The following is a 20,278-nucleotide window of genomic DNA, read 5'->3' as shown; positions in this document are numbered from 1 at the left end:
CCATGAGCGTTGTCACCAACACGACCACCATCGGCGCGATCGACGCACCGAGCCGGCGCAACACCGAACTGATGATGATGGTCTTCGCCATCGCCATCTCGGTGTTCGCCTACGCCAACGTGGGCCTGGCCATCGACGGCCGGCTACCCTCCGGCATGTTCGGATACGGGCTCGGCCTGGTCCTGCTCGGCGCCGTGGCCCACCTCGTGGTGCGCAAGTTCGCGCCCTACGCGGACCCGCTGCTGCTGCCGCTGGCCACGCTGCTCAACGGGCTGGGGCTGGTGCTGATCTGGCGGCTGGACCAGTCACCGAGGCTGATCCAGCGTGCGGAGAGCCTGTTCGGGGCGTACAGCGCCGACGCTCCCAAGCAACTCATGTACTCGGCTGTCGGCGTAGCTCTCTTCGCCGCGGTGCTGGTGATCCTCAAAGACCACCGCATCCTCCAGCGCTACACCTACATCTCCATGGTCGTGGCGCTGGTCCTGCTGGTCCTGCCCGTGTTCTTCCCTGCGGTGAACGGCGCGAAGATCTGGATCAGCCTCGGCCCCTTCTCCATCCAGCCGGGTGAGTTCGCGAAGATCATCATCGCGATCTTCTTCTCCGGCTATCTCATGGTGAAACGTGATGCCCTGGCCCTCGCCAGTCGCCGGTTCATGGGTCTCTACCTGCCCCGCGGCCGCGACCTCGGGCCGATCCTGGTCATCTGGGGGCTTTCGATCCTGATCCTGGTCTTCGAGACCGACCTCGGGACGTCGCTCCTGTTCTTCGGCCTCTTCGTGATCATGCTGTATGTCGCCACGGAGCGGACCAGTTGGATCGTCTTCGGTCTGCTGATGTCAGCGGGCGGGGCCGTGGGTGTCGCTACCTTCGAGCCGCACGTGCAGGAGCGCGTCGACGCCTGGCTCGACCCCTTCTCCCAGAAGACCATGGAGCACAGCGACCAGATCGCGCAGGCGCTCATGTCCTTCGGGTCGGGCGGTACTCTGGGCACCGGCTGGGGCCAGGGCCACTCCGACCTGATCGGCTTCGCCGCCAACGCCGACTTCATCCTCTCCACCGTCGGTGAGGAACTCGGCCTCGCCGGAATGATGGCCGTCCTGCTGGTCTACGGTCTGATCGTCGAGCGCGGTGTCCGTACCGCCCTCGCCGCCCGCGACCCGTTCGGCAAGCTCCTCGCCATCGGCCTCTCCGGCGCCTTCGCCATCCAGGTCTTCGTCGTCGCCGGCGGTGTCATGGGCCTCATCCCGCTGACCGGTATGACGATGCCCTTCCTCGCCGCCGGTGGTTCGTCCGTGATCGCCAACTGGGCCCTGATCGGGATCCTGATCCGCATCAGCGACACCGCGCGCCGCCCCGCCCCTGCCCCCGCACCCTCCGCCGACGCCGAGATGACCCAGGTGGTCCGCCCGTGAACAAGCCCCTGCGCCGGATCGCGGTCTTCTGCGGAATCCTCATCCTGGCTCTGCTCGTACGCACCAACTACCTCCAGTACGTACGGGCCGACGAGCTCAACACCCGCGACGAGAACCGCCGCGTCCGTATCGAGCGGTACGCGCACGAGCGCGGCGACATCATCGTCGACGGCGGCAAGGCCGTCACCGGGTCCAAGGAGACCAAGGACAGCGACTTCAAGTACAAGCGGGTCTGGCAGGACGGCCCGACGTGGGCCCCCGTCACCGGCTACTCCTCGCAGGCCTTCGGCGCCACCCAGCTGGAGAGCATCGAGGACGGCATTCTCACCGGCAACGACGACCAGCTCTTCTTCGACCGCACGATGTCGATGTTCACCAAGGACAAGAAGCAGGGCGGCAACATCGTCACCACGCTCAACGCCGCCGCGCAGAAGGCCGCCTTCGCGGGCCTCGGTGACAAGAAGGGCGCCGTCGCCGCCCTCGACCCGCAGACCGGCGCCATCCTGGCGCTCGCCAGCACGCCCTCGTACGACCCCTCGACCTTCGCGGGCAACTCCGACAAGGACTCCAAGGCCTGGCAGGCGCTCCAGAAGGACAAGGACAAGCCGATGCTCAACAGGGCATTGCGCGAGACCTACCCGCCCGGCTCGACCTTCAAGGTCGTCACCGCGGCGGCCGCCCTGGAGAACGGCCTCTACACGGACATCGACGCCAAGACGAGGTCCCCGCTGCCCTACCGCCTTCCCCTGAGCACCAGGAACCTGGACAACGAGAACAACATCCCGTGTGAGAACGTCTCGCTCCGGGAAGCGCTGCGGATGTCCTGCAACACCGTCTTCGGCAAGATCAGCGACGACCTCGGCAACCAGAAGATGATCGACGAGGCCAACAGGTTCGGCTTCAACAAGGACGTCTTCGTCCCGGTCCGCGCCACCGCGAGCATCTACCCGAAGGACAACCGCCCGCAGAACGCCATGGCCGGCATCGGTCAGGCGTCCAACCGCGCCACCCCGCTCCAGATGGCGATGGTCGCCTCCGCGGTCGCCAACGACGGCAAGCTGATGCAGCCGTACATGGTCGCCAAGCGGCAGTCGCCCAGCCTGGACGACATCTACACCCACCAGCCGGAACAGCTCAGCCAGCCCCTCTCGGGTGAGAACGCCCAAAAGCTCCAGGAGATGATGAAGACCGTCGTCGAGTCGGGAACGGGCGGGAACGCCAAGATTCCCGGCGTCACCGTCGGCGGCAAGACGGGTACGGCTCAGCACGGGCTCGGCAACAGTGAGAAGCCGTACGCCTGGTTCATCTCGTACGCGAAGACCGACAGCGGCTCTCCCGTCGCCGTCGCCGTGGTCGTCGAGGACGGCAAGGCCAACCGCGACGACGTCTCCGGTGGCGGTCTGGCCGCCCCCATCGCGAAGGCCGTCATGGAGGCGGTCATCGACGGCAAGAGGTGACGCCCGTCACGCCGAGCACCATATCCGCACGTTGGGATACCGGTCGGATATCAGGTATGGGCTGCGGGCTGATCAGGTAGTGCGCGGCCGGTAGCGTATGCGCGAACAGCACACCGCCGGACCGCACACCGGTGCGGTCAGGACTGACGGAGAGGGCTGGAACAGTTATGGAAGAGCCGCGTCGCCTCGGCGGCCGGTACGAGCTGGGCTCGGTGCTCGGCCGTGGTGGCATGGCCGAGGTATACCTCGCCCACGACACCCGGCTCGGCCGCACCGTCGCTGTGAAGACGCTTCGGGCTGACCTCGCCCGCGACCCGTCCTTCCAGGCCCGGTTCCGCCGTGAGGCCCAGTCCGCCGCCTCGCTCAACCATCCGGCGATCGTCGCGGTGTACGACACCGGTGAGGATTACGTCGACGGGGTCTCGATCCCGTACATCGTCATGGAGTACGTCGACGGCTCGACGCTCAGAGAGCTGCTGCACTCGGGCCGCAGACTGCTGCCGGAGCGCACGCTCGAAATGACGGTCGGCATCCTCCAGGCGCTGGAGTACTCGCACCGTGCGGGCATCGTTCACCGTGACATCAAGCCGGCCAACGTCATGCTGACGCGCACCGGCCAGGTCAAGGTCATGGACTTCGGCATCGCCCGCGCCATGGGTGACTCCGGTATGACGATGACCCAGACCTCGGCCGTCATCGGCACCGCCCAGTACCTCTCCCCGGAGCAGGCCAAGGGCGAGCAGGTCGACGCCCGGTCGGACCTTTATTCGACGGGTTGTCTGCTCTATGAGCTGCTGACGGTCCGGCCGCCGTTCATCGGTGACTCACCTGTCGCGGTCGCCTACCAGCACGTACGGGAAGAGCCGCAGACCCCGAGCAACTTCGACCCCGAGATCACGCCCGAGATGGACGCGATCGTGTTGAAGGCCCTGGTCAAGGACCCGGACTACCGCTACCAGTCGGCCGACGAGATGCGCGCCGACATCGAGGCCTGCCTCGACGGCCAGCCGGTCACCGCGGCGATGGGCGCGGCCGGCTACGGCGGCTACGACGGGTACGGCAACGACCAGCCCACCACCGCCCTGCACCCCGCGGACCAGAACGGCGCCCCGACGTCGATGCTGCCCCCGGTCAACCCGGACGACGGCGGCTACGGCTACGACGACCGGCCCGGCCGCCGCCGACAGAAGAAGAGCAACACCTCGACGATCCTGCTGGTCGTCGCGGGCATCCTGGTGCTGATCGGGGCCGTCCTGATCGGCAAGCAGGTCTTCGGCGACACGAACAGCGGCGCCGCCGAGTTCAAGGCGCCCGACATGATCGGTTCGACCGTCAAGGAAGCACAGGGGCTCGCCAACAACACCAACATCGTGCTCAAGGTCGGCCCGAAGGAAGCGTGCAAGGACCAGCCCAAGAACAAGATCTGCCGCCAGACCCCGACGCCTGACGAGATGATGGCGGAGAAGGAGACCGTCACGGTCTTCGTCTCCACCGGTGCGCCGAAGGTCAGTGTCCCGGACGTCACTGGGGAGTCCGAGAACAGCGCGCGCAAGCTCCTTGAGGAGCAGGGCTTCACGGTCACCGTCCATTCGGTCGAGTCCGCAGACGCCCAGCCCGGCACCATCCTTGACCAGTCCCCCAAGGGCAACGCCAAGGCCGAGAAGAACTCCGAGGTCAAGCTCTCGGTCGCGACGGAGAAGCTGCTCACCGTGCCCGGACTGGACGGCCGCTCATACGACGAAGCGCTGACCCAGCTGACGGCGCTCGGTTTCACCAACGTCGCCAAGTCCGACATCGACTCCGACAAGCCCGCGAACGAGGTGGTCGGCCAGACCCCGGCGGCCAACGAGAAGGTGGGCAAGGACAGCGCGATCATCCTGAAGGTCTCCAAGGGCCCGCCGGCGCCGACGACGATGCCCGTTCCCGAGGTCAGGGGCAAGAAGGTCTCCGAGGCCAAGCAGGCCCTGACCGATGCCGGCTTCACGAACATCCAGTTCGCGGAGAACAGCTCGGACAACGACAACGCCAGGGTCACCGGCATCGACCCGCAGCCGGGCACGCAGGCCGACCCGGCGAACACCACCGTCACCCTCACCACGATGGGCGGCGACGGTCCCGGCGGCGGAGACGGCAACATCTTCGGCGGCCCGTCCGGCTCCCGGCACTGACCGCGTCCCACCCCGTCCGCGCATCCGGCACGGACACAGCGCAGGGCCCCGGCACCACAACGGTGACCGGGGCCCTGCGCTGTGTCTGCGGCCGGATGCTCGGACGGGGGACCGGAACGCGCGTCAGCGCAGCTCGGCCGGCTTCGTACGGTCGCGGTCGACCTTCTCCGTACGGACCAGCTCGCCCCACACGATGTAGCGGTACTTCGACGTGAAGACGGGCGTGCACGTCGTCAGCGTGATGTAGCGGCCGGGCTTCTTCTTGCCGGAGCCCTTCGGGACCTCCTGGAGCACGTCGACGTTGTACTTCGACGTCTCCGGAAGCTCCTTGAAGACCTTGTAGACGTACCAGGTGTCCTTGGTCTCGAAGACGACCGCGTCCCCGGTCCGCACCTTGTCGATGTTGTGGAACTTCGCCCCGTGGCCGTCCCGGTGGGCGGCCAGCGTGAAGTTGCCCTTCTCGGCGGAGGGGAGCGCCGACTTCACCGGGTCGGTGTAGTAGCCGGCGATGCCGTCGTTGAGGTTCTCGGTGTCGGTGCCCTTCTTGACGAGCACCTCGCCGTTCTTCATCGACGGGACGTGCAGGAAGCCGATGCCGTCCTTGGTGTCCAGCGCCCCCGGGCCGTCGGCCCAGCGGTCGCGGACGGTGTGGCCCTGCTTGGTGGCCTCGCGGTCGGCGAGCACGTTCGTCCACCAGAGGGAGTAGGCGACGAAGAGCCCGAGCACCAGGCCTGCGGTGATCAGGAGTTCGCCGAAGACACTGACCGCGGCCGCGACGGGATGGCGGCCCCCGCGCCGCACCGGGGGCGCGGACTCGCCGGTCTGCTCTTGGTCCTCGGTCCTCGCTGCCACCGCACCGTCCCTGTCGTGATGATGTCCAGCCCGTTCAGCCCACCAGCGCGTCGGGCTTTCCCTTGCTGCGCGGCCGTTCATCGACCATCTTGCCCCAGACGATCAATCGGTACGTACTCGTGAATTCGGGCGTACAGGTCGTCAATGTGATGTACCGACCGGGCTTGGTGAATCCGGACTGCGGAGGCACCGGGCCGATCACCGACACATTGGACGGCGAGGTCTGGGGCAGCACGCTCGTCATCTCGTACGTGTAGTAGGCGTCCTGCGTCTCGACCACGATCGGGTCGCCGGGGCTCAGCCGGTTGATGTAGCGGAACGGCTCGCCGTGGGTGTTGCGGTGGCCGGCCAGCGCGAAGTTGCCCTGCTTCGCAGAGGGCATCGCCGTGCGCAGCGGGTCCTCGCCGTAGTGGCCGACCATGCCGCGGTCGAGGACCTTGTCCTTGCTGGTGCCCTCGGCGATCGGCGTGACCACGTCCAGTTTCGGGATGTGGATGATGGCGAAGCCCTGCCCGGCCTCGAACGCACCGGGGGCACGTTTGCCGCTGGCCCAGTCGTTCTGGATCTTGTGCGTCTCGTTGCCGGCGATCTGGTCGGCGCGCACGTTGGTCCACCACAGCTGGTACGTGACGAACAGCAGCATCAGCACGCCCAGCGAGATGAACAGCTCGCCGACCACCCGGCTGGCCACGACCGCCGGGCTGTCCTTGGCCGCCCGCGCCGCCCGTCGCGCCTCGACGCGTGACATCGGTTTCGCGGGGCCGGCCGGTCCGGACGCCGGCCCCGGCTGCGGGTCGGGACGTCTGCGGCCGCGGGCCCTGGCCGCACGGCGCCGTTCTGCCCGGCCTCCGGTACCGGGCGCTTCCGCGGACTCCGCGGGTCCCGCGGGCCCCACGGGTCCCGCATCCGGCCCGGCAGGTACGGCAGATTCGACTGCTTCGACTGGTCCGGCAGGTACGGCTGCCATGACCTCCGTGGCGTCCTCGGCCGCCGGATCGCGTTCCGGTTCCGGGCGGTGCTCCGTCCGCGCGCGGGGGACTACCCGGGGGACTGTTCGCCGGATGTCCGGCGTTCGCAGTGCGACGGTCTCGTCGTGGCGAGGGGGCACTTCGGCCGGGGCCGCCGGGACGGGCGCCTGTCCGCCGTACCAGTCCCGTTCGTACCCCTCCGGGTCGTACCACTCACGCGGAGGCTCCTGAGCCGTCTGCGGCCCGTGTGGCGCCTGGGCCGGCGGCGTACCGGCACCGCCCGGCCCGCTGCCCGGGTCCGCCGTCCCCCCGGCAACGTCCTCCGCCCGGGACCAGGGCGAGGCGTGCTCCCCCGGCAACGGGTCGTTCAACGGGTCCGCCAACTGGCCGACCGCCGCCTCGAACGCGCCTGCGGCCTCGTACGTCCCCTCTTCCCGCGGGCCGTCCTGACCGGCGTCGCGGCCGTGGCGGGGTGGGGTCACGCGACGGCCTTGCCCACCACCGGCGCGAGCCCCGCCGACCTCTCGACGGCTCCGGCGTCGCCGCACTGCGCCAGCCAGTTCGCCAGCATCAGATGGCCGTGCTCGGTGAGCACCGACTCCGGGTGGAACTGCACTCCCTCGACCGCGAACTCCCGGTGCCGCAGCCCCATGATGATGCCGTCGGGCGTTCGCGCGGTGACCTCCAGCTCCTCGGGAACCGTGTCCGGTTCGGCGGCGAGCGAGTGGTAGCGGGTCGCGGTGAAGGGGGAGGGCAGACCGGCGAAGACACCCTTGCCCTCGTGGGTCACCGGGGACGTCTTGCCGTGCAGCAGCTCGGGGGCTCGGTCCACGACACCGCCGTACGCCACCGCCATCGACTGCATCCCGAGGCAGACCCCGAAGACCGGGACGCCGGTCGCCGCGCAGTGCCGCACCATGTCGATGCAGACGCCCGCGTGCTCGGGGGTGCCGGGGCCCGGCGAGAGCAGGACGCCGTCGAAGCCGTCCTGGGCGTGGGCCGTGGTCACCTCGTCGTTGCGCAGCACCTCGCACTCGGCGCCCAGTTGGTACAGGTACTGCACGAGGTTGAAGACGAAACTGTCGTAGTTGTCGACGACCAGGATGCGGGCGCTCATCGGCCGGCCCCCGTCGCGCCCGCGCCGTCGACCGTCACATCGCCGAACGGAAGCAGCGGCTCCGCCCACGGGAAGACGTACTGGAACAGCACATAGACAACCGCCAGGGCGAGCACGAGCGAGATGAACCCGCGCACCCACACGTTGCCCGGCAGATGACGCCAGACCCAGCCGTACATGCTGACCCCTCCATTCGGTACGGGACCAGACTAAAGGGCCGGGGCAGGGCCGTGGGTCAGCTGTGGAAAGCTGCCGGCCTTCCGTCGGTCACGGGCTGGGTCGCGTCCAGGTGCGCCCAGACGATCAGCCGGTGGCTGCTGCCCCACTCGGGGTCACAGGTGGTCAGCGTCAGATAGCGGCCGGGCCCGTCGAAGCCGGACTTGCGCGGCACGGGGTCGATGACACCGACATCGCTCGGCACGGTGCGGTAGGGCTTCTTGTCGATGCGGTACGTGAACCACGTCGTCCCGTCCGTCAGCAGCACCGGGTCCCCGGGGCGCAGCTTCGGGAAGTCCTTGAAGGGGTCGCCGTACGTGCGGCGGTGGCCGGCCACCGCGAAGTTGCCGGTGGCTCCCGGGCGGGCGGTGCCGCGGTAGTGCCCGAGGCCCTTCTGCAACGTCTTGACCTCGGTGTTCTCCAGGACAGGCCACTCCCACCCCTTTCCGAAGCGGGGTATGTAGAGCATCGCGAACGGCTTCCCGTCGCGGTACGCCGCGGGAGCCGGAGGCTTCGGACCCGGCGACGACGGTGGACTCGGTGATGCCGGTGATGACCCTGATGACGGCGATGCCGACGGGGCGGGTGCGGACACCGTCCCCTGCGCCCACTGGCGCTGCAGGTCGTCGATCTGTCCCTCGGTCGCACCGGCGGCCTTCACCCCGGTCCAGAACAGCACGTACACCACAAACAGCACGATCAGGGCACCGATCGTGATGCACAGTTCACTGAACGTCCTGACGATCAGTCGCACCGACACCGGTCGGCCTCCCCGCAGCTGCTCGCTACTTCACCGGCTCCGCATAGTGGAGATCCACTGTGCCCGAGTAACCGGGAAGAGTCATCGCCTGGCGCTCGTCGACTTTCCAGCCGAGCCCGTACGCCTTCACGTACAGCAGGTAGTTCTGGATCGCCGGGGAGGCGTCGAGCGCCTGCTTGAGCTTGCCGGGGTCACCGACGGCGGTGATCTTGTACGGCGGTGAGTAGACGCGGCCCTGGAGGATCAGGGTGTTGCCGACGCAGCGCACCGCGCTGGTGGAGATCAGCCGCTGGTCCATGACCTCGATGCCACCGGCTCCGCCCTGCCACAGGGCGTTGACGACCGCCTGCAGGTCCTGCTGGTGAATGACCAGGTCATTGGGTTGCGGATCGGGGTAGCCGGGGTTCGCGGTGGCATTCGGCGGGGCGTCGTCGAGGGTGACGGACACGGCTCGGCCGGAGAGCTTCGCGGTGCCGGCGGCCCGCTCCAGCCCCTTGAGCCGGGCATCCTCCGCCGTGGTGCTGCCGTCGTCGCGCTGGGCGAGGGCGTCGACGTCCCCGCGCACGGACGCGGCGGACTCCTCCAGGCCCGCGTTCTTCTCGCTGCGCTGCTGGATGAGGTCGGAGAGCTTCAGCAGCGAGGAGTCGGTGCGGATGTTGGTGCCCTTGGCCGTGTTCGCACTGGTGACGAAGATGAGGCCGGCGAGGGCGAAAACGGCGGCGGTGAGCACTCTGACCGGATACCGGAGGGTGCGCCGGACCGGCCCTGGGGGAGAGTCGGCAGAATTGCTCAACGTACCCTTATCTCCTTCGGCGCCACGGAAGCACTACGCTAACGGACGCCCGGGGGAGGCAGCATTTCCCCCTCGCGCCACGCCCGGCGTCAGCCAACAGTTCCCTGCGCGGTAACGCAGCGCATCGACAGGAGAGTTCCTCGTGCCGAAGTCACGTATCCGCAAGAAGGCCGACTTCACGCCCCCTCCGGCGAAGCAGGCAACCAGCATAAAGCTGACCAACCGCAGTTGGGTGGCGCCGGTCATGCTGGCGCTGTTCCTGATCGGTCTGGCCTGGATCGTCGTTTTCTACGTGACCGACGGCTCACTGCCGATCAAGCCACTGGGGAACTGGAACATCGTCGTCGGCTTCGGCTTCATCGCCGGCGGCTTCGGCGTATCCACCCAGTGGAAGTAGCTCCCCGGAGCGCCCAGGTCGCATCCCCGACACCACAGCGGACCCCGGTACCGCAACCCTTGCCCTGAGTTACCCACAGCGTTATCCACAGGCGGGGGAAAAGGTCAGACGATCTGTGGATAACTCCTTGATCGTTGACGCCGGTGTGACTGCAGCCACCCCCGAGCGGGGCGGCACGCCCCTTGTCCCTGCTGGAAAAACCCAGCTCAGCGACAAGGGGCACAGTTGTACCCACTGAATGCACAAGATTCGGTACACGCTGTGGACAACTTCGATCACAAACGGTCTGCATCGTGCTGACGGCGTGCTGACAGGGCGCTTCCTACGTCAGCGAGGCTGTTCTGAGAACCACGATCAGGACGACCACGGCGAGGGCCGCGGCGCAGGTGCCGTACTGCACCGGATTCCGCCGCTCGCGCGGGGCATGCACCATGCCGATCGCGATCAGCGTGCCCGCGATCAGGCCGCCGACATGTGCCTGCCAGGCGATGCCGCCCCAGGGGTTGAAGGTGATGATCAGGTTGATGGCGAGGAGCGCGAAGACCGGGCGCATGTCGTAGTTCAGCCGGCGCATGAGCACCACGGTGGCGCCCAGCAGCCCGAAGATGGCGCCCGAGGCACCCAGCGAGGGCTGGTTCGGCTCCGCGAGCCAGTAGGTCAGTGCGCTGCCCGCCAGCCCCGAGAGCATGTAGAGCGCGAGGTAGCGGGCCCGGCCGAGCGCCGCTTCCAGCGGACCCCCGAGCCACCACAGACCCAGCATGTTGAAGGCGATGTGCCACACCTCCTGGTGCAGGAACATCGACGTCACCAGCCGGTACCACTGGCCTTCCGCAATGCCCTCGGGCGGACCGCCGTAGTAGAAATTGGCCCGGCCCAGCAACACCAGATCATCGACCAGCGCACTGTTGGCCAGCACCGCGACGAACACCGCGACGTTGATCCCGAGCAGGATCTTGGTGATCAGCCTCGGGTCCGCCGCGACCGAGCCGCCCGCGATCGTACGCGGCCGGCCGGCAGCCGGGCTGTGTCCCGTGCCCGATCCCTGACGCACGCAGTCCGGGCACTGGAAGCCGACCGAGGCGCTGACCATGCAGTCCGGGCAGATCGGGCGGTCGCAGCGGGTGCAGCGGATCGCCGTCTCACGGCCCGGGTGGCGGTAGCAGGCGACCGGACCGTCCACGGGAGCGGACGCGTTCTGCTCGCCCGGCGGCTGCTGGTCCATCGGTCCCATCACTTCCCGGTCCCCTCGGTCCTCGTCATCGCGGCAGGGCACACCGAGCCGCCCTGCACGTCCGTTCTGTCATCAAGTACGGACGGGCGGGGCAGTTGGTTCCCGGGCGGATCAGAGAGTGAGCGGCCGGCGACGTTCGGCGATCAGCGGGTCTCGACGACGACCGACTCGATGACCACGTCCTGCAACGGACGGTCGGTGCGCGCGTTGGTCTGCGCGGCCGCGATGGTGTCGACGACCTTCTGGCCCGCCGGGTCCACCACCTCACCGAAGATGGTGTGCTTGCCGGTCAGCCAGGCGGTCGGCGACACCGTCACGAAGAACTGCGAGCCGTTGGTCCCCGGGCCGGCGTTGGCCATGGCCAGCAGGTACGGCTTGGTGAAGGCGAGGTCCGGGTGGAACTCGTCACCGAACTCGTACCCCGGGCCGCCCGTGCCGTTGCCCAGCGGGTCGCCGCCCTGGATCATGAAGCCGCTGATGACGCGGTGGAAGACGGTGCCGTCGTACAGCCGGTCCTTGGACTTCTTCCCCGTCGCGGGGTGGGTCCACTCGCGCTCACCGGTGGCGAGCTCGACGAAGTTCTTGACCGTCTTGGGCGCGTGGTTCGGCAGAAGCCGGACCTCGATGTCGCCCTGATTGGTCTTCAAGGTGGCGTAAAGCTGCTCGGCCACGATCTGCCTTCCGTAAGTCTTCCCTGACGTCCACCGATCCTCGCACGGACCACACCCCGCGTCGTCCGGCCCGCCCACGCCGCACGGGCCGCCCACCCCTCGCCTCCCACCCCTCGCCACCCGTCTCCGGCGGGCGCTGCCGCTTCCGGCGGAAGGGAATGCGGCCAAGTGCGTGACGAACCGGCGCGGGCCGGGCCGAACCGTGGCATTGTCGTCAACAGGCTCCCCTTGCACCTCATTGCCCGAGGGTGTCCCTCATGACCTGAATGACCCGGATGCCCGCCCCAGGTGCCGCACAAGCCCCGTGTAGGCATGATCTCGAACTGGGTGGAAAGGCGGAGTACCAACCCGCCACCAAGGAGGAGGATCCCGTGACCCGCATCGACAGCGTGCGTGCCGCAACCGACTCGGCGAGGGACAGCGTGCAGCACGCCGCGGAAGTAGTGGCCCCCTACGCCGGCACGGCCAGGGAACAGGCCGCTCACTACGCGCAGGAGGCCCGTACGCTGCTCGCGCCGAAGGTTTCGAAGGCAGCCCAGCAGGCCCGCGTCCAGTACGGCGCGCACCTCGCACCACGTATCGAACTCGCCCGTAACCATGTGCCCCCCAAGGTCGACGAGGCCGCGCAGCGCGCCGCGCTCCGCACCCGTCAGGCAGCCCGGAGCGCCGCGGACTACACCGTCCCCCGCGTCGAGAACGCGATGGCCGCCGCCCAGCCGGTCGCCGAGCAGGCCTCGGCGCGCAGCACCGCCGCACTGGCCGCTCTGCGCGGGCAGGTCACGGCGAAGGAGATCAGGAAGCTGACCCGGAAGCACGAGCGGCGGGCCAAGGCCGGCCGGGCGTTCAAGGGACTGGCCGTGGCCGGCCTCCTGGCGGGCGGTGCCTATGCCGTCTGGCGCTGGTGGGACCGGCAGGCCAACCCCGACTGGCTGGTCGAGCCGCCCGCCCCCACCGAGGTGGACGACCGCGCCCCCCTGACCTCGGTCGACGGGAGCGGCTCGACGGTCCTCGACCCCGACGTCCGGGCCAAGCAGGCCGACGCCGAGGCGGACGGACCGGACGGCGCGGACGGCACGGACGGCACGGACCTGGACGACCGCCCCTGACCGGCGGCTGAGCAGCGGCACGACGGACGGGCGCCAGGAGACCTCGGGTCTTCCGGCGCCCGTCCGTCGTGCCGGACAGCACCCCCCGGCGACGAAGTCCCCCCGTCCTCGATCGCGCGGGAGCCCTGCGGTAGCCCTCCCGCACAACTCAACCGCCTTGCCATAGAGCCCGCTCCAGCTCCTAGAGTGCGCCGCACCACGGTCCACCCCGTGGCGCCGTGGACAGTCTGACCAGCGAGGGGGCACAACCATGCGATACCGCACGCTCGGCCGCACCGGCATCGACGTGAGCACGTACTGCCTGGGCACGATGATGTTCGGCGCGGTCGGCAACCCCGACCACGAACAGAGCGCGCAGATCATCCACGCCGCCATGGACGCGGGCGTCAACTTCATCGACACGGCGGACATGTACTCGGCCGGTGAGTCCGAGGTGATCGTCGGAAAGGCGCTGCGCGCATCGGGCCGACGGGACGAGGCCGTACTCGCGACGAAGGTCCACTTCCAGATGGGCGAGGGCAGGAACCGGAGCGGCAACTCACGCCGCTGGATCACCCAGGCCGTGGAGGCGAGCCTGCGGCGGCTCGACACCGACTGGATCGACCTCTACCAGGTGCACCGGCCGGATCACACGACGGACATCGAGGAGACGCTCGGCGTCCTCGGCGACCTCGTACAAGCGGGCAAGATCAGGGCGTTCGGCTCGTCGACCTTCCCCGCCGAGGAGATCGCCGACGCTCAGCACGTGGCGGAGCGGCGCGGCCTCCAGCGCTTCCGCACCGAGCAGCCCCCGTACTCGGTCCTCGCGCGCGGAGTGGAGACCTCCGTGCTGCCGACGGCCCGGCGCTACGGCATGGGGGTGCTGACGTGGAGTCCGCTCGCCTCCGGCTTCCTGAGCGGCCGGTACCGAGCGGGGCGAGCCGTCGATCTCACCTCGGGACGAGCGCAGTTGAACCCCGCCCGCTTCGATCCGTCGATCCCCGAGAACATCACCAAGCTGGAGGTCGCCGACAAGCTCGCCGAACTGGCCGCGGACATCGGTTGCACTCTGCCGGAGCTGGCGGTGGCCTTCCCGCTCGCCCATCCGGCCGTCACCTCGGTCATCGTCGGCCCCCGCACGGCAGAACAGTGGGAAGCCCTGCGGAAGGGCGCCTCGGTCGTCCTCGACGACTCGGCCCTCGACCGCATCGACGAGATCGTCCCGCCCGGCACGAACCTGTACCACCCGGACGGCGCCTGGAAGTCTCCCGCACTGACCGACACCCGCCTGCGCCGCCGGCCCAGGGAAGAGCGCCCGGCATCGTGACACAGGCCGGGCATCGGCGTATCCGTACGAGAAAAGCCCGCCTGACCTGCATCTTCACAGGTCAGGCGGGCTTTCGGGATGTGGAGCCTAGGAGATTCGAACTCCTGACATCTGCCTTGCAAAGGCAGCGCTCTACCAACTGAGCTAAGGCCCCTGAAGCGGGCAGCACCGGGCGCACCGGCATCGTGGTCACCGCCGCAGACCAGAGTACCCGGTGATCCCCTGAATCCTCCAAAAGACAGGGGCTCCCGGTCGACGACCACGCTCCGTAAGATGCTCGTCGGGGTTCGCAGCAGCGAAGCCTCGGCGAAGGGGAGACGCTATGGATGCGGCACAGCAAGAGGCGACGGCCAGAGCCAGGGAGCTTCAGCGCAGTTGGTACGGAGAACCGCTCGGGGCGCTCTTCCGTCGGCTGATCGATGATCTGGGGCTGAACCAGGCCCGGCTGGCGGCAGCACTCGGCCTCTCCGCTCCCATGCTCTCCCAGCTCATGAGCGGTCAGCGGGCGAAGATCGGCAATCCGGCAGTGGTCCAGCGCGTCCAGGCGCTCCAGGAACTGGCCAGTCAGGTCGCGGACGGCAGTGTCAGCGCGGGAGAGGCCACCGACCGGATGGAAGAGATCAAGAAGTCCCAGGGCGGCTCCGTGCTCACCGGCACCAGCCAGACGTCGTCGACCAGTGGCGCTCCCACCGTGCGCCGTGTGGTCCGCGAGATCCAGTCGCTGCTGCGGTCCGTCGCGGCCGCCGGTGACATCATCGATGCCGCGGACGCCCTCGCCCCGACGCACCCGGAACTGGCAGAGTTCCTCAAGGTGTACGGGGCAGGACGCACCGCGGACGCGGTGGCGCACTACGAGGGACACCAGAACTAGTCGGGCCGGGCCGGTGTACGGACCTGGCCATCGCAGTATCCGGGCACGGGCACACGCACCGGCCGAGAGCTGGAACGGGGAGCGAGCGCAGCGCAATGGGTGAGGTCTTCGCTGGTCGGTACGAGCTGATCGATCCGATCGGACGTGGTGGGGTCGGTGCTGTCTGGCGTGCCTGGGATCACCGGCGCCGCCGCTATGTGGCGGCCAAGGTTCTCCAGCAGAGCGACGCACACACGCTGCTGCGCTTCGTCCGCGAACAGGCACTGCGGATCGAGCATCCGCATGTGCTCGCTCCGGCCAGCTGGGCCGCGGACGACGACAAGGTCCTGTTCACCATGGACCTCATCAGCGGCGGTTCGCTGGCCCACGTCATCGGTGACTACGGGCCGCTGCCCCCTCGGTTCGTCTGCACGCTGCTCGACCAGTTGCTGTCCGGTCTGTCGACGGTGCATGCCGAGGGGGTCGTGCACCGGGACATCAAACCCGCCAACATCCTTATGGAGGCCACCGGAACCGGCAGGCCGCATCTGCGGCTGTCGGACTTCGGCATCTCCATGCGCAAGGGTGAGCCGCGCCTCACCGAGACGAACTACGTGGTGGGAACGCCGGGATACTTCGCGCCCGAGCAGATGATGGGTGCGGAGCCGGACTTCCCCGCGGACCTCTTCGCGGTCGGCCTCGTCGCCCTCTACCTGCTCCAGGGGCAGAAGCCCGACTCGCAGGCGCTCGTCGAGCACTTCACCTCGTACGGCACACCCAGTGCTCCGCAGGGCATCCCCGAGCCCCTCTGGCAGGTGCTCGCGGGGCTGCTGCAACCGGATCCGCAGGCCCGCTTCCGTACGGCCACGGGGGCGCGCAAGGCGCTGACGGCCGCGGTCGAGATGCTGCCCGAGCCCGGTGCCGACGACGAGCCGGTGGAGGTCTTCGACCAGATCGGCCCGCTGCCCGCCGGCTTCGGACCCGCGGGGCCGGTCCCGGCATCGCAGCCGCCCGGCGGCCCGCAGGGCCAGGCGCAGGCGCAGGAACCCGGGCAGCAGCCGTACGCACAGCGGCCGGCCTCGATGTCGGAGACGGGCAGCTTCCACCTCCCGCCACCCCCGCAGCACGCCGACTCCACGCCCCGGGCGGCGCAGCCCGGCACGCACCATCCGGCGCATACGGCCTCCCCCTTCCCCGGCGCCGCAGCGGACCTCTCCCAGGCCCCCACGTCCGCGGTGCAGCACGACCAAGCTCTCACTCGTCCGTACACCGCTCAGCGGGCGCAGGTTCCCTCCCCCGGACCGGGGTTTTCCGGGGCCGGGGCTCCGCAGGCCTTCGCGCAGGCACCGTCGCCCCAGGTCATGTCCCCTTCGCACACCCCGGCACACGTTCCGCGAAAGCGGCCGGGACCGTCCACGAAGGTGGCGGTCCCGGTGCTGCTGGTGGCGCTGATCTGTTTCGCCGTGGGTATCTGGGCCCTGACCCAGGCCTGAGTGACGGCTCGGCGGACACGGGCCGGACGGCGGCCCGCACCCAGTCCAGGACTGGGCCAAGCCAGGCCAGGACTGGGCCAAGCCAGGCCAGGCCCAGTCCGGCCCCTGCCCGCCCCGGTCCTGTACGGCTACCAGGCCTGCGGCGGCCCTCCGTACGGCTGCTGCGGCGCGCCGTCTGCCGTCCCGGCCGGTGCCGCGGCCGCCGCCTGCCCGCGTCGTGCGAGCAGCATCCACCCGCCCAGCCCGAGCACCAGGACGGCGCCCGCGCCGATGCCGGCCGCGCCGAGCAGCTTCATGTTGCTGCTCCTGCTCTCGCTCTCGGCGGCCTGCGGGCCGCTCTGGCCGTTCCTCGCCATGTCCTTGTCGCCCTGAGTGACACCGAAGATCCCGGCGTCGCCGGCGTACGGCGTGTCCCCGGCCGCCCCCTTGACCGTGACCGAGAGGGTCAGCGGGAACGGCTTCGAACCGTAGGGCTTGGCGACCTCCGGACTCAGCGTCACGGACAGGTAGTACCAGCCGGCGAAGCGCATCGCGCTGACGCTGCTGCGGGAGGCGAACCTGTTCTCGTACGCCACCGGAGGCACCGGGTCCAGGGACATGGAGGCCGGCCTGCCCGAGTAGGACATGGGGGACGCGTTGCCGACGCGGCCGTGCGCCGGGTTGTCCAGGGACATCGCGAGCGCGCCGCTGACGTACTCGTCCTCGTCCGGAACAGTGCTGTTGCCGAGACCGGCGGTGGCGAAGATCTGCTGTCCCCAGTCCACCGGGACCCGGTAGAAGAGGGTCTGTCCGGGCACGACCTCGTCCCTCCACTCGCCGGTTTCCAGGCTCGTCGCGTCGTAGTAACTGCTGCCGCCGTGCCTGCGGTTGTCATCGCCCCGGGTGGGCGGCTTCGGCGAGGCGGACGGCCAGTTCTCCGGCGCCTTGGTCGGCGTCGACCCGCCCTTCGCGAGCTGCGGCTCCGACGCGTACCGGATTTCCAGCTCCCAGTCCCCGCGCCCCGAGGTGTCCTCGTTCTCCCGCTCGATCAGGACGTTGTACGTACCGGCGCCCTGGCAGCTGCTGCTGCCCTTCTTCACGTTGCGATAGGCGTACGCGGCGATGGGGCGCGGGTACTCCGCGGACTCGAAACGGGCGTCCTCCGAGCTGCACTGCAGGTCCGACTTGTCCCTGATGCTGATCGCGATGCCGTCCCCGTAGGCGACCTTGCCGCCGTCCTTCGGCACGACGACGGCCGAGACGTACGCGTTCGTCGTCTCCTCCAGGTTCAGCCGGTAATAGAGCTTCTGGCCGAACTTGATCGAGCTCCGGTAGACCGAACCGGCCGTGAGCACCGTCGCATCGGTGTTGACCTCGGCGCCGGTGACCGCCTTCGCCTTCGGATCGAACTGGTACGCAGCGGGCCCGTCCGCCCCGTACGCCTGCCCCGGCAGCGCCGCCACCGCGCACATCGCCGCGACCGCGGCCAGCGTCGCCCGGCCCCTGCTGCGCTGCCTCATCACGCGCTTCCCCTCGTCGTCCGTGCGGCTGCCCCGCGGCGGTTGCGTACATATACGAACACGGCGACCAGCACAGCCATGACGGCAGCCCCGGCGGCAGCCGCGATGCCGGTCCATCCTGCCCCTCCGGCACCATCGCTGTCTCCGGACGCGGTCGAATCACCCTTCTTGTCCGCATCCTCGGCCGCATTCCCGTCGGCGCTCTTGTCAGCACTGCTGCCGGACCCGGCCCGCACGGGCGCTCCGTGTTGCGGCCCGGTCCGTTCCGCACCGAGCACCGACACCCGCAGCACCAGACCGATCTGCGGATTCTCCGCGATCTCGGCGGCCCGCGCGCCCAGCGTCACCGAAATGTAGAACCCGCCCCCGGCATGCACCGGCTGCACATTGTTCCGGCTCTCGTAGCGGTTGGTCCAGGAGACCGGGACGCCGCCCATCCGCAGGGCGGCGGGCCGGCCGTTGTACAGCGTGGTCGAGGTGAACTCACCGCCGCCGGTGAGCGGGTGGCGGGCCGGTGTGTAGAGCCGGGTCGCCCCGTAGGAGTACGTGGCGGAGCTGCGGTCCACCGTCGGCTCGTTCGCGAACTCCACGTCGTAGCGCACCTGCTGGCCCCAGCCGGCCGGGACCTTGTACCAGAGCGTCTGGGACGGCAGGATCCGGTCGCGCCACACGCCCTGCCCGATCTCCCTGGCATCGTTGAAGCCGGTGCCGCCCCGCACATCGCGGGGGTCGCCCGCCGGCAGCACCGCCTCCTTGCCGCCCCGGCCGTACTCGGCCTGCGACTGCGCGGGCGACAGCCCCTCCTCCAGCGGCGGCTCGACCCCGTACACGAGCTCCAGCGGCCAGCGCGCGGCATCGGAGCCCTTCTTGCTCTGCCGCTCCACCACCAGCCGGTAGCGGCCGGCCCGGTCGCAGGTGCGGGTGCCCGCCTCGGAGCGGATGCGGGCCACCGCCGACGTCAGCGGTGCCGCCCCCTCCTTCTGCTGGAAGCGCTCGGTGTCCGTCCCGCAGGAGCCGTGCTCGTCGTACTCGATCCTGGTGCTCAGCGCGTCGAACGTGTCGACGGCCGCCCCCGGCTGCGGAACCGCCGTCGCCGCGAAGTCCGCCGTGGACACGGCGTCCAGATCCACCGCGTAGTACCGCTTCTCGCCCGGCCCGATGGTGTCCAGGTACTGCCCGGGTACGAGCACGGGGGACCGGTCGGCCGTGGCCGCGCCCGCCACCCGCTCGCCCCGGAAGCGGTACCCGTCCGCGGAGAGCCGCGCGGCGCGCTGGAGCTGGCGGGCCAGCGACTTGGCGTCCGGGGCGTCGTAGTAACGCCCGTTGCCCGCCTGCGCGATGCATTCGAGCTGCTCGCGGGCCGCGCCCTTCACCTGGAAGCCGACGGTGTCGATCCGCAGCCCGACGCCTTCCTTGCCGAGTTGCTCGGCGACCTCGCAGGGCCGCGGTGCACCGCAGTTGTCCTCGCCGTCGGAGATCAGCAGGATCGTGCGCGTACCGATGGCGTCGGCCGCGGGCCGCGGCAGGTCCTGCGCCGCCTTCCGGAGCGACGGGCCGATGGGGGTGTCTCCCCTGGGCCGTACGCCTGCGACCGCCCGCTTCACCGCGGCCCGGTCGAGCCCCCGTACCGGGCGCACGAGACGGGTGTCCGTGCAACCGCGCGGCCGGTCGGCGCCGTACACCCGCAGGCCGGTCGGATAGCCGTCGGGGAGGCCGTCCACGACCGTGCCGACGGCTGCGCGGGCGCTCTCCATCCGGGTCCGGCCCGTACCGTCGTCGTCCCCCATGGAACCGGACGAGTCGAGGACCATGACCAGGCTGCCGCTTCCGTCGGATCCGGCCGCGCCCGACGCGGCGGGGGCCTCCCAGGACGCCGCCACGGCCGGCAGCGCGCCTGCCACCAGGGCGAACAGCGCCCCGCCGATCAATGTCCCCGTCCGCACCGTACGGCGGTGGTCGCGTGCCCTCATCCGTGCCCCCAG

At 69.6% G+C, this 20,278-nt stretch carries 18 protein-coding genes and 1 tRNA gene; 8 read left to right on the top strand and 11 right to left on the bottom strand.

Annotation, left to right across the window (positions count from 1 at the left end; translation table 11 throughout):
• Window positions 1-2: 2 nt before the first annotated feature.
• The 3 genes from AB0I52_RS02705 to pknB all read left to right on the top strand — a co-directional run bounded on the left by AB0I52_RS02705 (window position 3) and on the right by pknB (window position 5,037).
• Window positions 3-1,412 carry an FtsW/RodA/SpoVE family cell cycle protein gene (locus AB0I52_RS02705; RefSeq protein ID WP_363068209.1) on the top strand — a complete coding sequence of 470 codons (1,410 nt, stop codon included), beginning with the start codon at window positions 3-5 and terminating at the stop codon, window positions 1,410-1,412.
• A complete protein-coding gene (locus AB0I52_RS02700; protein WP_363068207.1) occupies window positions 1,409-2,869 on the top strand; it encodes a penicillin-binding transpeptidase domain-containing protein in 1,461 nt (486 codons plus the stop codon). The genes AB0I52_RS02705 and AB0I52_RS02700 overlap by 4 nt, the downstream gene beginning before the upstream one ends.
• Before the next feature lie 167 nt (window positions 2,870-3,036).
• Window positions 3,037-5,037, top strand: coding sequence for a Stk1 family PASTA domain-containing Ser/Thr kinase (gene pknB, locus AB0I52_RS02695; RefSeq protein WP_363068205.1), 2,001 nt, complete (start codon window positions 3,037-3,039; stop codon window positions 5,035-5,037).
• A gap of 123 nt (window positions 5,038-5,160) precedes the next feature.
• Here pknB and AB0I52_RS02690 read toward each other — a convergent pair whose 3' ends face one another.
• From AB0I52_RS02690 to AB0I52_RS02665, 6 genes are read right to left on the bottom strand one after another with little or no spacing between them, the layout of a single operon-like run.
• Window positions 5,161-5,889 carry a class E sortase gene (locus AB0I52_RS02690; protein ID WP_363068203.1) on the bottom strand — a complete coding sequence of 243 codons (729 nt, stop codon included), beginning with the start codon at window positions 5,887-5,889 and terminating at the stop codon, window positions 5,161-5,163.
• 34 nt (window positions 5,890-5,923) lie between these two features.
• Complete coding sequence (locus tag AB0I52_RS02685; RefSeq protein WP_363068201.1) at window positions 5,924-7,339, bottom strand: class E sortase; 1,416 nt, start codon at window positions 7,337-7,339, stop codon at window positions 5,924-5,926.
• Window positions 7,336-7,974, bottom strand: a complete 639-nt coding sequence (locus AB0I52_RS02680) for an aminodeoxychorismate/anthranilate synthase component II (RefSeq protein WP_363068199.1) — start codon at window positions 7,972-7,974, stop codon at window positions 7,336-7,338. The genes AB0I52_RS02685 and AB0I52_RS02680 overlap by 4 nt, the downstream gene beginning before the upstream one ends.
• Window positions 7,971-8,153 carry a hypothetical protein gene (locus AB0I52_RS02675; RefSeq protein ID WP_363068197.1) on the bottom strand — a complete coding sequence of 61 codons (183 nt, stop codon included), beginning with the start codon at window positions 8,151-8,153 and terminating at the stop codon, window positions 7,971-7,973. The genes AB0I52_RS02680 and AB0I52_RS02675 overlap by 4 nt, the downstream gene beginning before the upstream one ends.
• A 56-nt stretch (window positions 8,154-8,209) precedes the next feature.
• Window positions 8,210-8,950, bottom strand: a complete 741-nt coding sequence (locus AB0I52_RS02670) for a class E sortase (protein WP_363068195.1) — start codon at window positions 8,948-8,950, stop codon at window positions 8,210-8,212.
• 25 nt (window positions 8,951-8,975) lie between these two features.
• Entirely contained in the window at window positions 8,976-9,743 is a 768-nt protein-coding gene (locus AB0I52_RS02665) for a DUF881 domain-containing protein (RefSeq protein ID WP_363068193.1), read from the bottom strand.
• A gap of 142 nt (window positions 9,744-9,885) precedes the next feature.
• On the opposite strand from AB0I52_RS02665, the gene crgA reads away from it, so the two are divergent.
• On the top strand, window positions 9,886-10,140 hold the full coding sequence (gene crgA, locus AB0I52_RS02660; protein WP_362953305.1) for a cell division protein CrgA: 255 nt from the start codon (window positions 9,886-9,888) through the stop codon (window positions 10,138-10,140).
• A gap of 322 nt (window positions 10,141-10,462) precedes the next feature.
• Here the strand turns inward: crgA and AB0I52_RS02655 are convergent, their stop codons facing one another.
• Complete coding sequence (locus tag AB0I52_RS02655; RefSeq protein ID WP_363068309.1) at window positions 10,463-11,362, bottom strand: rhomboid family intramembrane serine protease; 900 nt, start codon at window positions 11,360-11,362, stop codon at window positions 10,463-10,465.
• Between the two features lie 152 nt (window positions 11,363-11,514).
• Complete coding sequence (locus AB0I52_RS02650) at window positions 11,515-12,042, bottom strand: peptidylprolyl isomerase (RefSeq protein WP_363068191.1); 528 nt, start codon at window positions 12,040-12,042, stop codon at window positions 11,515-11,517.
• A 371-nt stretch (window positions 12,043-12,413) separates the two neighbouring features.
• Between AB0I52_RS02650 and AB0I52_RS02645 the strand changes: the two genes are divergently transcribed.
• Complete coding sequence (locus tag AB0I52_RS02645) at window positions 12,414-13,148, top strand: DUF5324 family protein (protein WP_363068189.1); 735 nt, start codon at window positions 12,414-12,416, stop codon at window positions 13,146-13,148.
• Window positions 13,149-13,398: 250 nt separating this feature from the next.
• The gene (locus AB0I52_RS02640; protein WP_363068187.1) at window positions 13,399-14,454 is read left to right on the top strand and encodes an aldo/keto reductase; all 1,056 of its coding nucleotides are present in this window, start codon (window positions 13,399-13,401) and stop codon (window positions 14,452-14,454) included.
• A gap of 81 nt (window positions 14,455-14,535) precedes the next feature.
• Here AB0I52_RS02640 and AB0I52_RS02635 read toward each other — a convergent pair.
• A tRNA-Ala gene (locus tag AB0I52_RS02635) sits at window positions 14,536-14,608 on the bottom strand.
• A gap of 168 nt (window positions 14,609-14,776) precedes the next feature.
• Between AB0I52_RS02635 and AB0I52_RS02630 the strand changes: the two genes are divergently transcribed.
• The gene (locus AB0I52_RS02630) at window positions 14,777-15,325 is read left to right on the top strand and encodes a helix-turn-helix transcriptional regulator (RefSeq protein WP_363068185.1); all 549 of its coding nucleotides are present in this window, start codon (window positions 14,777-14,779) and stop codon (window positions 15,323-15,325) included.
• Window positions 15,326-15,420: 95 nt separating this feature from the next.
• Window positions 15,421-16,797, top strand: a complete 1,377-nt coding sequence (locus AB0I52_RS02625) for a protein kinase (protein ID WP_363068183.1) — start codon at window positions 15,421-15,423, stop codon at window positions 16,795-16,797.
• Between the two features lie 128 nt (window positions 16,798-16,925).
• Here the strand turns inward: AB0I52_RS02625 and AB0I52_RS02620 are convergent, their stop codons facing one another.
• Together AB0I52_RS02620 and AB0I52_RS02615 are read right to left on the bottom strand one after the other, a co-directional pair.
• Window positions 16,926-18,296, bottom strand: coding sequence for a hypothetical protein (locus tag AB0I52_RS02620; protein ID WP_363068181.1), 1,371 nt, complete (start codon window positions 18,294-18,296; stop codon window positions 16,926-16,928).
• On the bottom strand, window positions 18,296-20,266 hold the full coding sequence (locus AB0I52_RS02615) for a VWA domain-containing protein (protein ID WP_363068179.1): 1,971 nt from the start codon (window positions 20,264-20,266) through the stop codon (window positions 18,296-18,298). The genes AB0I52_RS02620 and AB0I52_RS02615 overlap by 1 nt, the downstream gene beginning before the upstream one ends.
• Window positions 20,267-20,278 lie beyond the last annotated feature (12 nt).

The organism is Streptomyces sp. NPDC050423 (assembly GCF_040655445.1).
Taxonomy (GTDB): Bacteria; Actinomycetota; Actinomycetes; order Streptomycetales; family Streptomycetaceae; genus Streptomyces.
Note: the sequence above shows the minus strand (reverse complement) of the source record. Positions and strands in the feature narration are given on the sequence as shown.